The 14886-nt window shown below is 63.4% G+C and carries 2 protein-coding genes and 1 pseudogene (1 of these 3 only partly in view); all 3 read right to left on the reverse strand.

The features are described 5' to 3' along the window. On the reverse strand, positions 1–978 hold the start of the coding sequence (locus FTE24_RS23150) for a non-ribosomal peptide synthetase (RefSeq protein ID WP_160441639.1). It extends 7878 nt beyond the left edge of the window; the window shows 978 of its 8856 coding nt (coding positions 1–978); it begins with the start codon at positions 976–978; its stop codon lies off the left edge, out of view. Between the two features lie 25 nt (positions 979–1003). Continuing rightward, a pseudogene (locus tag FTE24_RS03805) lies at positions 1004–2959 on the reverse strand (condensation domain-containing protein); the annotation flags it as partial. A gap of 16 nt (positions 2960–2975) precedes the next feature. Then, a complete protein-coding gene (locus tag FTE24_RS03810; protein WP_150229486.1) occupies positions 2976–14879 on the reverse strand; it encodes a non-ribosomal peptide synthetase in 11904 nt (3967 codons plus the stop codon). Positions 14880–14886 lie beyond the last annotated feature (7 nt).

Below are 14886 nucleotides of genomic sequence, written 5' to 3' on the forward strand. Positions count from 1 at the left end.
ATCTTCGAACACTTCGATGACAGCCGCTTCGCGTTCATTCTGCGGCGCGGCGTATTCCGCCGCCTGCGGCGCCGCCGGCTCCGGCAGCGCGGCACGGTCCAGCTTGCCGTTTGACGTCATCGGCAGCCGGTCCAGCCGCGTGATCGACGCCGGCACCAGATAGCCCGGCAGCCGCCGGCCCAGCTCGCGCCGGATCTCGTCGACGTCTACCGAGTCGTCGGCGGCCGCATACCCGCACAGATACGCCGCACCATATTGATCTTCGCGCACCGTCACCGCCGCGTCGCGCACGCCGCTGACGCTCCGCAGTTCGTGCTCGATCTCGCCCGGTTCGACCCGGTAGCCCCGGATCTTCACCTGCGTATCGGTCCGGCCCAAATAATCGACCGTGCCGTCCGGCCGCCAGCGGGCCAGATCGCCTGTACGGTACCACGTGCCGCCCGCGGCGTACGGATCTTCGCCGAACACCTCCGCCGTCTGCTCCGGGCGGTTGAGGTAGCCGATCGCCACGCCGTCGCCGCCGACGACCAGTTCGCCGGGCTGTCCGATGCCGCACAGCCGGCCGCCGGGATCAAGGATATACGCCGTGCTGTTCGATATCGGACGTCCGATCGGCAGCGGGCCGTTCACGTCTTCGATCACGTGCATGAGCGAAAACGTCGTATTTTCGGTCGGGCCGTAGCCGTTAATGAGGCGCGGCCGCCGGGGTTGTTCCAGCAGCTTCGATACGTGACGCTGCGACAACCGTTCGCCGCCGATCAACAGATCGTCAAGCGTCGACACCGATGCCGGATCGTCGTCCATATAGTGGTTGAACAGCTGCGCGGTCATCCACATTATATTGATATTGTGCTCCCGCAGCTTCGCTTGCAGCTGCGCGGCGTCCGGCACTTCGGCCGGTTCGCTCAGGTAGACGGAGCCGCCGCTGAGCAGCGGTCCCCAGATCTCGAACGTCGAGGCGTCGAANTGCCTGCGCAAAATCGAGCAGGCCGGTGCCCTGCACGAGCCGGGTCACGCTGCGATGGCGCACGCGGACGCCTTTGGGCCGTCCGGTCGTGCCGGACGTGAACAGCACGTACGCTTCGTCTTCGCCGCTGCCGGGATTAGGCGGCGCGGATGCGGCATCGGACACGGCACCGAACGCCAAGTCAGCGTGCGGCGGATAGTCGGCCGCCGCCGACAGGTCCAGCTCGACCAACGGCCGCCCGCCCGCAATAGCACGGGCAGTATCCCTTTGCCCCGGCAGGTGCAGCAGCGCCGACACGTCGGCGTCGCCGAGCAGCGCCGACAGACGCTCGGCCGGGTCGCCGCTCGTCAGCGGCACGTACGCGCAGCCCGCTTTGAGTATCGCCAGCAGGCCGGCGACGTACAAGCCGCTTTTGTCGGTCAGGATGCCGACCCGTTCGCCCGCCTGGACGCCGGCGCGGCGCAGCGCGCTCAGCAGCGCGTCCGAACAGGCGTCCAGTTCGGCGTACGTCAGCGCGTCGCGGCGGCTGAGTACCGCTTGGGCGTGCGGCGTGCGCAGCGCCTGCGCCGCAAACAGCGTCTGCAGCGAAGACTCCCGCGCATACGGACGCCGCGTATCGTTGAAGGTCTGCACGATGCGGCCCCGTTCGTCCGGGCCGACCAGTGCGATCTCGTCGACTTCGATCTCCGGCCGTTCGGCCGCCTGGGACAAAATCGCGTTCAGTCGGCCGAGAATAAGCTCGATCTCTGCTTTGGCGTAGACCGAAGGATCGTACATCATCTCCAGACGCAGCACTTCGTCCAGATAGACGACGAGCGACAGCGGGTAATGCGTCCGTTCTTCGAGCGATTCCACTTCAAAAGACAGCCCGCCGGTCTGCTGCGCTTCTTCGTCGACGTAATAGTTTTCAAAAGCGATCAGCGTGCGCAGCAGGTCGCTTTTGAGTTCGGTCTGTTCCTGGATTTCGGGCAGCGCGCAGTAATCGTACGCCGTGCTCTCCGCGGCCTGGTCCTGAAGCTGCCGGGCCAACCCGGCGAACGTCTCGCCGGCGGCGCGGCGAACGCGGACCGGCACCGTGTTAATAAACAGTCCGACTGTCTGCTCGATGCCGCGCAGCTCGGGGCTGCGCCCCGAAACGACTTTGCCGAATACGACGTCTTCGGACGCATTGTACCGCTGCAGCAGGATGCCCCACGCCGCTTCGACGAGCGTGTTGGCGGTAACGTTCAGCTGCTGGGTCGCCGATTTGAGCAGGCGGCACGTCTGCACAGACAGTTCAAGCTGAACCTGTTCGGTCTGCCGCTCCGACCTGCCGGCGCTTCCGCACGCTTCGATGCCCGACGAGCGCTCGACGCCCATAAGCAGCCCGTTCCAATAGCGCAGCCCGGCTTCCTTGTTTTTCGAGCCGAGCCATTTGATGTAGTGTTCGAACGTGACCGCATGCTGCGCGTCCCGTTCGATGTCCGCGCGCAGGCGGGGCAGCGGCAGGCCGCCGGCCAGCTTTTCATAATTGTGCATAAAATCGTTGACGATCAGCGCCATACACCAACCGTCCATGATGATGTGGTGAAAACTCCAGATCAGCTTGTAGCGCTCCGCCCCCATCTTCACGGCCGTCACCCGCATAAGCGGATCTTTTTCCAGATCGAAGCCCCGTTCCAGATCGGCCCGCTTGACCGCTTCGAACTCCGCCTGCGCTTCTTGTTCCGGCAGATGCCCGAGATCGACGTGTTCCAGCCCAAGGTCGCGCTCTTTGAGAATGATTTGGCGCGGCTGCTTGATTTTCCGGTAAAAGATCGACGTGCGCAGCACTTCGTGCTTGCGGGTCAGCAGCAGCAGACTGTCGCGGACGGCGGACAGGTCGAGGCTTTGGTCGAACCGGATCGTGTTTTGAACGAAATAGCTGGAAGACTTCTCGTCGATCAGCCGATGGTACAGCATGCCTTCCTGCATGGGCGTCAGCGCGTAAATCTTTTCTACGTTGTTTGTCATCGTTCAGCTCCGATTCTCAAGTGTAGCTCTTCATGATTTCCGAAAATTCGTCCATCTCCAGATCCAGATCGCCGAAGTCCGAAGCGGTATACTCCACGTTTTCTTTGGTGGCGCAGTGCTCGACGATCTCGGTCAGCGTTTGCCTGAAAATTTCCGCAAAGCTTTCCGCTTTTTCCCGCGTGTAGCGCAGCGGATGATACTGCATGTCCATCATCAGGCGCCCCTGCAGGACACTGACGTTGAGCGTAAACGGTTGGGGCGGGCGGTTCTCCGCGGCGGTGCTGTCTCCCGAAGGTTCGTTGGACAGCGCAAGCAGTCGGCCCGTCTCCTGTTCGCCGTCGAGCTGGCCGAGGTAGTTGAAGCAAAATTCCGCCTGTGCCGATATCGAAGTCTCTCCGCGCAGATGCCGGATCACGCCGTAACCGAGGCCGTGATTCGGAATTTTGCGCAGCGTTTCCTTGGTCGCGCAAATATCGTGCCCGATTTCGCCGTCCGAGCGCAAAATGACCAGGAACAGACTCGTAAACCATCCGACCGTCCGGTCGATTTCGATCGGCCGGTGTATCGCTTCGCGGCCATGTCCTTCCAGTTCGAGCAAAATTTCTGTGCGGCCGTCCCACCGCTTCACGCTGCGGCCGAGCGCCGTCAGCAGCAGATCGTTGATCTGCGTCTGGTACGCCTGCCCGGCTTCGTGCAGCAGTTGGCGCGTCGGTTCTTCGCTCAGGACGCAGAACGCTTCCGCGGACACGAACGGCACGGCGGCCGCCGAATCTTGTTCGACCGCAAGCGCCAGCGAACGCTGCCCGATCTCCGCCCAATACGGAAGTTCGCGCTCCAGTTCTTCGCTGTACGCGTATTCCCGCAGCGCTTCGGCCCAGGCGGCGTACGATGCCGTTTTGGCCGGCAGTTCGACCGGCTCCGCCTGCTCGATCCGGCGGTACGCGGATTCCAGATCTTCAAGCAGGATGCGCCACGAGACGCCGTCCACGACCAGATGATGAATCGCGATCAGCAGGCGGTCGTTTTCGCTTGTGCGGAACAAGCCGGCTTTGAGCAGCGGCCCCGCATCCAGCCGGATCGAACTTTGCAGCAGCGAACTTTCCTGCCGGATTCGATCTTCGGCATCCGGCAGGCCGAGATGCGACAAGTCGAAGACCGACAGATCGAACGACGGCTGCGTATCGGCGGCCCGAACCGACTGCAAGCCTTCCGGCGCAAACCCGGCGCGCAGCATATCGTGATGGCGCACGAGCGCCGTCAGCGCTTCGCCGAGCACGGTCTCATCCAGCGGCGCGGCCGCATGCAGCATGACCGACTGGTTGTAATGGTGCGGCTTCTCAAGCTTCCAGCCGTAGAATTCGCGCTGCACCGGGGTCAAAGCGACTTCGCCTTCGATCGGCTCCTGCGGGTACCGCTGCACCGCCCCGTCCGTCGGAACGACCAGGTCCGCGATCAGGCGAATCGTGCGGCCCATCATCAGGTTGCGCACGCTGAGGTCGTAACCGGACTCGCGCAGCTTGGAGACGACGCGGATCGCTTTGATCGAATCGCCGCCCAGTTCGAAGAAGTTGTCGTCCGTGCCGATCAACTGCATGCCGAGCACCTGCTCGAACACGTCGGCCAAAGCGATTTCCTTGTCGCCCTGCGGCTCCGTATACGCCTGCCTGACGGCAAACTCCGGTTCCGGCAGCGCCCGGCGATCAAGCTTGCCGTTGGCCGTGATCGGCATTTTGTCCAGCACGCGGATCGAAGCCGGAATCATGTACGACGGCAGGTCGCGGGCGATTTGCCGTCTGACTTCGTCCGGATCGAACGCGCCGTACTGTTCGTCACTTACGAGGTACGCGCAGATGGCTGGGTCGCCCGCCCGGTCTTTGCGAATGATGACGGCGACGTCGCGCACCCCTTTTTGCTTCCTGAAGATGTTCTCGATCTCGCCCAGCTCGATGCGATAGCCGCGCACTTTGACCTGGTCGTCCATCCGGCCCAAATATTCGACGCTTCCGTCGGGCAGCCAGCGGCCCAGATCGCCGGAGCGGTACATGCGCTCGTCCGGCTTGTACGGATGCTGCGTGAAGCGCTGCGCCGTCAGCTCGGGGCGATTCAGATAACCTCTAGCCACGCCCGCTCCCGTCACGCAAATTTCGCCCCGCATGCCGATGCCGCACAGCTTGCTGCCGTTCATGACATACAGGCTAAGCGTCGGCAGCGCCCGGCCGATACTGCGCGAAGAACGTTCGATCTCCGCCCGGCCGATCGGCTGGTACGTCACGTGCACGGTCGTCTCGGTAATACCGTACATGTTGACGAGATTCATGTCCGGATAATGCTGCCGGAAGCGGTCCAGCCGGCCCGCTTCCAGCGCTTCGCCGCCGAAGATCAGATGCTTGACCGGGAGCGGTTCCGCGCCTTCGCTGCGCTGCGCCTGCTCGGCGTGCATCAATTCGTAGAACGAAGAAGGCACCTGGTTCAGCACGGTCACGCGTTCGCGCCGCAGCACGTCGAGCAGCACGGCGCTGTCGCGCGTCGCTTCCTTCGAGACGACGACCAGCCGGCCGCCGCGCAGCAGCGCTCCGTACATTTCCCAGACCGAAAAATCGAACGTATACAGATGGAACAGACTCCAGACGTCATGCTCGTCGAACTCGAACGGGAACGCTTCGCTTAGCAGCAGGCTGATCACGTTGCGATGTTCGACAGCCGTGCCTTTGGGATTGCCGGTCGTACCGGACGTGTAGATCACATACAGGGCGCTGTCCGCCCGTACGGGAACCGACGGGTTGTCGCCGTCGCTGTCCCCGTCTGCGCTCTCCAGCATGTCTTCCAATGCCCACGCCTCGCCCGCGTATCCGTCGATCCGGTCCGCAAGTGCACGACCGTGGATCAGCAGGCGCGTTCCGCTGTCTTCGAGCATGTACGCCATACGGTCCGCCGGAGCTTCGGGGTCGATCGGCACGTAGGCCAGACCCGATTTGACCGCGCCGAGAATCGCCGCCACCATGTTGGCGCTGCGTTCCAGCAGCAGTCCCACCAGTTCCCCTTCGCCGCGGGCGGAAAAGAGCAGCTGCCGGGCTATCCGGTTGGCGCGCGCGTTCAGCTCCCGGTAAGTCAGTCTTTCTTCCCCGTCGCAGACAGCCAGGCGGTCGGGATGCAGGCGTACCTGTTCCTCGAAGCGCTCTTTGACCGTCAAGCCGGCCGGGTAGTCCGCCTGCGGCGGATTGAATTTCTGCAGCACCTGTTCGCGCTCGGGAACGGACAACATCTCCAGTTCGCCGAGCCCGATCCGGGGTTCGGCCAGCACCGCTTCGAGCAGCTGCCCGAAATGGCGGGCCATCCGCTCGACCGTCTCCGGACGCAGCAGCGCCGAAGCGTATTCCCAAAGCAAGTCGCAGCCGTCCGCCGACGGCACGACGGTAAGCGTCAGATCGAACTTGGCGATGCCCGTATCGGCATCCAGATCGCCGAGCCGCAGACTTTCGGCGGCGAATTCCGTCTCTTCGTTGTTCTGCATGACGAACATCAAATCGAACAGCGGATTGCGCGACAAGTCCCGCTCCGCGCCCAAATGTTCGACCAGTTCCTCGAACGGGAAGCGTTGATGTTCGTACGCCTGCAGGCAGGCGGTTTTGACTTCTTCGAGAAAGACCGTCCAGCTCTTGCCGGCTTCGGGTCTGCCGCGCAGAGCGAGCGTGTTCACGAATATGCCGGCCGTATGTTCCAGGTCGGGATGCGTGCGCCCCGAGATCGGGCTGCCGATCACGACGTCTTCCTGCATCGCATATTTGGAAGCGAGCAGCATGAACGCGCCCAGCAGCACCATATATTCGGTCCCCTGCGCAGCCTGGGCCGCGCGAACGACGCCGTCGTAAGCTTTGCGGCCGAGCTGCGAACGGTACACATTTCCTTCGAAGCTGCGCACGGCGCCGCGCGGATCATCGAGCGGCAGGTCCAGCCGCGGCACTTCGTCGGCATATAAGTCGGACCAATATTTGCGCTCCGACTCCAGATCGAGCGTACGCATCCATTCGCTGTAGTCGCGGTAAGGCGTGACGACGGCTTCGGGAATCTCTCCCTGGTAGAAGCGGGCAAAATCCCGCGCGATCAAATTGACGGTCGCGCCGTCCGACACGATATGGTGCATGTCGAACAGAATGAACCCGGCGTCGTCTCCGATGCGGACGACTTGCATGCGCATAAGCGGACCTTCGGCCAAGTCGAACGGCCGCACGAATTCGCGCAGCGCAGCTTCCGGCGAGACGCCGTTGTCTGCGTCCGCGTATTCGACCTTAGCTAACGGCGAAGCGCCGATCTCCGCGATCTGCTGCATCGGCACGCCGTCGATCAGGCGGAACGTCGTCCGCAGCGCTTCATGCCGCGCGATCAGGGCCGCCCACGCCGTTTCGATCCGCGCCGCGTCGATCCCGCCTTCGAGATGGAGCAATCCCGGCATGTTATAAGCCGTGCCCAGGTCTTCCATCTCGTGGATCAGGAACAGCCTTTTCTGGGCCGGCGACATCGGATAATAGGTTTTGCGTTCCGCAGGCGGAATACGCAGGAACGGTTCCGCCGCTGCCTGTTCCGCCAACGCAGCGAGTTCCGCCGCGCTCGGATACGCGAACACGTCTTTGAGGCTCAGACGGCAGCCCGTTTCTTTTTCGATCGCGTTGATCAACCGGGTCGCGCGAAGCGAATGGCCGCCGATCGCAAAAAAGTTCTCGTCGACCCCGGCTTCGCTCAGCCCGAGCACTTCCTTGAAAATGCGCAGCATCCGCTCTTCGGCCGCATTGCGCGGCGGCATGTACACGCGCGCCGCCGCTGCCTGCGGGTGTGGCAGTGCGCGCCGGTCCAGCTTGCCCGTAGCGCCCAGAGGGAAAGCTTCCAGCCCGATAAAGTAGGCCGGCACCATATACTCGGGCAGTCTCGCGAGCAGCCATTCGCGCAGCCGCGCCGCGTCTTCCGGTTCGACGGCCGAGCCGGTGATCACGTACGCGCACAGGCACGGATCGCCGGAAGCGTCGGCGCGGACAGCGACCGCCGCGTCCTGGACCGCGGGATACTGCCGCAGCGCATATTCGATCTCGTCGGGCTCGATCCGGTGCCCGCGTATTTTGACCTGTTCGTCGATCCGGCCCAGACAGATCAGGTTCCCGTCCGGCTGCCAGCTGCCGAGGTCTCCGGTCCGGTACAACCGGTCGGCCGGCGCGGCGGCTTCGCCGCTGCCCGCATCCGGCGAGCGATCCGCGTAAGGATCGACCGCGAACGACCGGCGGCTCCGCTGCGGATCGCCGACGTACCCGCGGCCGACGGCGATGCCGGCCACGCAGATTTCGCCGGGCACGCCGACCGGGCACAATCTTCCCTGCGCGTCGAGAATATAGATGCGGATATTGGACAGCGGCCGGCCGATCGGAAGCTGAAGTCCGATTTCCGACAGGTCGCGGGTTACGTATTGGGCCACGTCGTCGGACGCTTCGGCCGGGCCGTAAGCGTTGACGACCGGCACGTCCGGCCGCAGCGACAACCAGCGCGCCGCAAGATCCGGACGGACCGATTCGCCGGTAATCATCAGATGCCCGAGCGTGCCGCAGAAGAAGCGTTCTCCCGGTTGAGCCTGCATCAAATCCATCAGCACGCCCAGATACGAAGGCACGACTTCAAGCAGCGTCACTTCGTCGCGGCCGATCCGGTCGAGGAAAAGGTCCGGCTGAAGCACGAGTTCGTTGGAATAGATAACCGTCGTGCCGCCGAGCGCCAGCGCGCCGACCAGCTGCCAGACCGAAATGTCGAAGCAGTGTCCGGCCGTCTGCGCGAAGACGAGCTCCTGGCCCAGTCCGAGCATGTCGCGTTCCGCCAAAATATGGTTGATCATGCCGGCGTGTTCGATCATGACGCCTTTCGGTTTGCCCGTCGAACCGGAAGTGAACAAAATGTAGGCCAACTGGTCAAGCGCCGGAACGATGCCCGGGTTGGTGTCGTCCAAGCCCTGTAATTCGTCCGCAAAAGAGTCGGTATGTAAAATACGGCCTCCGAAACGGTCCGCGAATTCGGTGTCGGCGCCGTCGCGGCAGATGACGTAGGCGCAGCCCGCTTCTTCCAGCAGGTCGAGCCGCCGGCCGAGCGGATGTTCGGCGTCGACAGGAATGTACGCGCCGCCGGCTTTCCATACGGCCAGCATGCAGACGACCATCTCCGGCGAGCGGTCCAGCATCAGGCCGACCGGATATTCGCGGCCCAAGCCGAGCGCGGTCAGGCGGCGGGCCAGCCGGTTCGCTTCCGCGTTCAATTCGCGGTACGAGACGCGGCGATCTTCCCAGACGACCGCCGGATGCTCCGGCGTCTGTTCCGCCCAGCGCTCGAAGCGCGGCAGCAGGCCGTCGCCCGCGGCCAGATCGGCCGCGGGGCGGTTGAACGCCGTCAGAATTTCCCGGCGTTCTTCCGGCGTGACAATCTCAAGCGCGCCCATCTCCGTGCGCGGCTCGGCCAACGCCCGCCGCATCACAGCCGTCACATGGCCCAGCATCCGTTCGACGGTCGCCGCCTTGTACAGGCCGCGCGAATATTGAAGCACGAACTGATATCCGTCCGCCCGGTCCACGACTTCGAATTCGAGATCGAATTTGCAATCGTCCGGCACCAGTTCCTTGTACTGGAACGAAGCGCCGCCGGAACGCAGCTTCAGCTCGTCGAATCCCTGATACGAGAACAGCACGTCGAACAGCGGATTGCGGTTCTTGACCCGCGGTGTACCGGACAATTCGACGATCCGGTCGAACGGCACGTCGGCATTGGCAAACGCTTCAAGCGTTCCGCGCTGAAGATCGCGCAGCAGCGATTCGAACGTCTGGCCGGCTTCGATCCGGCAGGCGAGCGGAATCGTGTTGACGAACATGCCGATCAGCGGTTCGAGCTGCGGATGGCTCCGTCCTTCGACCAGCGTGCCGACCGTCAGGTCCGGGCGTCCCGCATGCACGGACAGCACCGTATCGAGCACGGCGAGGAAGAAGACGAAGGGCGTACAGCCGGCCGCCCGGCAGAGCCGCTCCACTTCGAGCTTTGTTTCAAGGCCGGTGTCGAAGCGCAGCACGCCGCCGGAGTCCGGCACGTCCGTGCGGGCAAAATCGGCGGCGATTCCGCCGGCCGGAGCCGGACTGCGCAGGCGGTCGCTCCAGAATCTCTCCTGCTCCAGCAGCTCTTCGGACACAAGCCGCTCGCTCTGCCACGCGACGAAGTCTTTGTATTGGCAGCGCAGCGGAGCAAGTTCCCGGTTCTCGTACAAGTCCATCAGCTCGCGCGCAAATACGAGCGAACTCGCTCCGTCGAACACGATATGGTGAAAATCGAGCAGCAGCCAGTTCCGATCCGGACCGCCGTCCACCGCGGCCGCCCGAATGAGCGGGCCTTCGTTCAGATCGAACGGACGGACGAAAGACTGACCGAGCGTGCCCAGAATATCTTCGGCCGCTTCGCCCTGCTTCGCCGTCATCCGCGGCACTTCGAGCTTCAGCGCCGGTCGAATGAGCTGCACGATCTCGCCGTCTTTCTCCGCGAACACGGTGCGCAGATTCTCATGCCGGTCGATCAGGCCGTTCAGCGCCCGCACGAACGCATCGAAGTCGAAGTCTCCTTCGATTTCGATCAGCGCCGGCATATTGTAGTTGAGGCTGTCCGGATTCATGCCGTGCAAAATGTACATCCGCTGCTGGGCGGACGATGCCGCGTAATGTTCCGCCTCTGCGACGCGCGGAATGTCCAGACCGGCGCGCTCTACGCTCTCCGATCCGCCGAGATCCGTCCAGGCGTCGATCTTGGCCGCGACGGCGCGCAGCGTCAGCGAGTCCGCCAGTTCGTTCAGCGGAATTCTTGCGCCGCGGCTGCCCTGCACTTCGGCGACCAGCCGCAGCAGGCCAAGCGATTGCAGCCCGAGCGAGATCAGGTTGTCGTCCGGGCCAAAGCCCGTATGGCCGAGCAGCCGGCCGACGATGCCGTGCAGCCACAGCTCCGTGTCGTTCATGTGCGACGTGCCGGCTTGAAGGTGCAGCAGACGCGGTTCGGCCCCTGGCTGCCTGCGGCAAAAGCGGACCGGAATGACCGCTCTCGGCAAGCGTTCCAGACTCCACCGGATCAGCTCTTCCGCGGTCAATCCGGCTTGGTTGCTATAGAACTCGGCGGAAATTTCTCCGCTCGCCGTATCCCGTGTCACACACACGTCGCTCAAGTGCGGATGGGCGTTCAGGCACTCGGCGATCCGCCACGGGCTGTACAGACTTCCGCTCTCGAAAAAGCAGTCGTCGGCCGGTCCGGCCAGCTCCAGGCGGCCGCTTGGTTCGATCCGCGCCAGCCAGTTCGACGTGTACCGCTCCGCCCGGTCGGGCCCGAGGCTCAAAAAGCCGTAGCTGCCCGTAACGGCGGGAAGCGCTTCTTCGCTTACGATGCGCGCCGTTATGCGCCCTGCTTCAATAGCGTAATCGGCCGGATCGAACTTCGTTTGCGATAGCAGCGCCTCGTACCCGAACGCTTCCGCCGCTCCGGCCGCCAAGTGCTCGTCCGCCGCGGAATACGCGCTCAGCGTATGCAGCGGCTGGCCGGGATGCTGGCACAGCTGCCCGATCAGCGACAGATACAGGTCGAACCAACGCTCGATCGTGCCGGACGTGTACAAATCGCGGTCGAAGTCGAGATCGAATACCAATTCCCCATCGTATTCGACGATATTGACGAACAGTTCGTACATGACGCCGTCCACCGGCAGCGGAAGCATGCGCAGCGTCGTACCGGCAAAAGATTGGGTCTGCGGCATGCGGTCCATATTGAACATGACGTTCAGGGTCCGGGCCGGTTCGTCTCCGCTATGCGCTGCGCGGATCCGTTCGGCCGCCTGGCCCAGCACTTCGCGGTTGCCGGCGGCGAGCGAGCCGAGCGTCGTATCGCGCCCGAAATCGACGGGTACCGGCAGAATCGAGGCGCAGTTGCCCATCAGCGCCCGGGGCAGGAAAGCCTGCTGCCCCGCGACCGGCACGCCGACCGCAAAGCGCCGCTGTCCCGTAATCGTCCGCAGCGCGATCTGATACGCCGACAAGAAGAACAGGAACGGGCTGCATTTGGTGGCCGCCGAAGCTTTGCGCACTTTGCGCAGCAAATCTTCATCGGCACGCCGTGTCAATCTCTCGCCGCGCCCGGAAGACCGGACGCTGCGCGAATCGCTCCGCGGCAGACGCACCCGGTTGTCCGCGGCATGCCGGCGGTCGCCGGGCGAATCGCCGGAACTGTCCGCCGCCGCGAAAGCGGCCGCCGGCGGCAGCGTCTCCGCGTAGGCGCCGTACGCCACAACTTCAGGCAGCACGGCGGCCGTCCCTTCGGCCAGCGCGTTGTAGACGGCGATCCATTCTTCGCAGAACAGCGAGACGGACCAGCCGTCCAGCGCCAAATGATGCGCGGTGAACAGCAGTTCGACGCGCGAATCGTCGCCTTCGATCCGCAGCAGGGCGATCCGGTGCAGCGGTCCGCGGCGCAGATCGAACGGAAGCCGCGCGAGCTGCGCCGCTTCTGCCTCTGCCTGCTCCGCAGTCACAGTCCGCTGCGCAATGTCCGTCCGCACCTGATCTGTCACGCGCAGCTCCGGCTGTTCGTCCGCCAATACGCAGCGCAGCGCTTCATGCCGCTCCGCGACGATATCGGCCGCCCGGCCCAGACGCGCGGCATCGACTTCACCGCCGATGCCCATACGGACCGATTGGTGAAAAGCGCTCGTCCCGGGATTCAGCGCTTCGAACGCCAACATTTTGTGCTGCTCCGCCGTCAGCGCGATCGCCGAACGGCGCAGCGCCGGCACCGCTTTTTCTTTTGTCCCGAAAAAGACCCCTTTCATCCGCAAACAGGTCTTCTCTACCGCTTCGATCACGCGGTCGATATCGTCGTCTGTATGCGCGGCGGACAGGAAGCAGTTGCGTCCTTCCCAGATGTACACGCCTTGATCAAGCAGATGGTAATAAAACATTTCCAGATTGCCGCGCAGCATAAAGCGAAAAAGCGAACCGCAGTAGACGATATGGATCGGCACTTCGTTCGCTTCGAAAAACGTATTCAAACGCTCCGCCAAAAACCGCGTGCGGCGGTTGATCGGCTCGTAAAGGGTGTCCGCTTCGTCTTTGATACGAAGCAGGACCGCTTTGGCCGCGGCCATGGCCAGCGGATGATGGCAGAACGTGCCGCCGGCAAACGTGCGCCGGTCTTCGTCGGGCGGCACCGAATCGTCGCCGTAGTTCCATACGCCGCCGTCGATACCGTTCATGACGTCGGATCGGCCCGCGACGATGCCGATCGGCATGCCGCCGCCGACGATTTTGCCGTACGTGACGAGGTCCGCCTGCACGCCGAAGAACGCCTGGGCGCCGCCCGGCCCCATCCGGAAACCGAGAATCATCTCGTCGAAGATCAATTTGATGTCCGCCTGCCGGGTCAGGTCGCGCAGCTTGTGCAGGAAAGCCCGCGGCTGCAGGTCCGGCCGCCGGCTCTGCACCGGTTCGACCAGCACGGCCGCGATCTCGCCGGCATGCCGCTCGATAAAGGCAAGCGATTCGGGATCGTCATAATCCAGCACGAACAAATCGTTTACGTAAGACTGCGGGATGCCCCCCGCGATCGGCGAAGCGGCGCCCGCGCCTTTGTGCAGCGGATGCATGCCGAGAACGCCGTCGAACGTGCCGTGGTACGCGCCGGAGAACAGGACGATTTTGTCCCGTCCCGTAGCGGCGCGCGCCAGTCGCATAGCGACCATGACCGCTTCGGTGCCCGAGTTGAAAAACGAGACGCGTTCGTTGCCCGTGAACTCGCAGATCAGTTCCGCCACTTCGCCGGACAGGTCCGTGATCAGGCTCAGCGGGAAGCCTTTGTCCATCTCCTCGGCAATCGCTTCCTTGATAAACGGTTCGTTATGCCCGAACAGGCTCGCGCCGAAATCCATCGTCAAATCGATATAATCGTTGCCGTCGATATCGGTAATATGCGAACCGCGGCTGTGCTTGAATACGAGCTGGTAGACCATTTCCTTGATCGCCGGACGAAAGCCGGAAATGTTGCGCCAATCGGCGTAAGGCAGACGGGAAGCCGCGGCAAAAGCTTTCGATTGCTGCGTCTTGGCCGTGTACCGCTCCATCAGTTCGGCGATATGTCGGTCCTGCGTTTCGGTCAGCTTTTTTTTGTGCGTATCGATCGGTTTGTGCGCCACGTAAGGCTGCGGCGAAGCTGTGCCCTGGCCCGGACGCGCGGCTGCGGACACGACGGAAACGCCGCTTGGGCGGTCGGCCGCGGGCGGTGCGACAGCCGCGGCGGAAGCAGAGATTCCGGCGCTTGGGGCAGCCGTCTTCGTCGGCGACATCCCCGGAGCAGCGGCGCCCGCGAGCATCTGAATCTGATTATGTATAATGTCCAGCTGCCGCGCGAACAGGTCGGTCAAGCCGGTCTCGACAGCCGGCAGTCCGGGCGGATGCGGCGAAAAAGACGCCGGCGGCAGCGGCTGATATTGAAGGGGGGACGGGAAGAAAGGTTGATTCGGCGTGTGGACAGGCGGCAGGTTATCCTGCGCCTGCGCCGCCGCAGCGGCGGCCGGAAGCGGGTCCGCTGCCGGAACGAACGCCGGGCTATCCGGGATTGCCGGGATCGCCGAGTTCCCTTCGTAGCGCGGCTCGATATAAGCGGCGATCTCCGCGATCGAAGTCAGTTCTTCAAAAAACAGCGTCAGCGGAATGTCGACGCGAAATTCTTCGCGGATATAGCTGTTCACGTCGGTCAAAATAATCGAATCCGCGCCGAGTTCGATCAGGTTCTCGCGGGTGTCCAGCGTGTGCGGTTCCATTCTCGCCGTTTTGGCGATCAGTTGAATCAAACGTTCCTCGATCATCTGGTACTGTGCGGTTCCGTTCATTCGGAGG

The sequence above is a fragment of the Saccharibacillus sp. WB 17 genome (assembly GCF_008634075.2).
Classification (GTDB): Bacteria; Bacillota; Bacilli; order Paenibacillales; family Paenibacillaceae; genus Saccharibacillus; species Saccharibacillus brassicae.

Coding starts and splice junctions, on each gene's coding strand:
- FTE24_RS03810 (WP_150229486.1), bottom strand. CDS start 14,879: ATGAACGGAACCGCACAGTACCAGATGATCGAGGAACGTTTGATTCAA.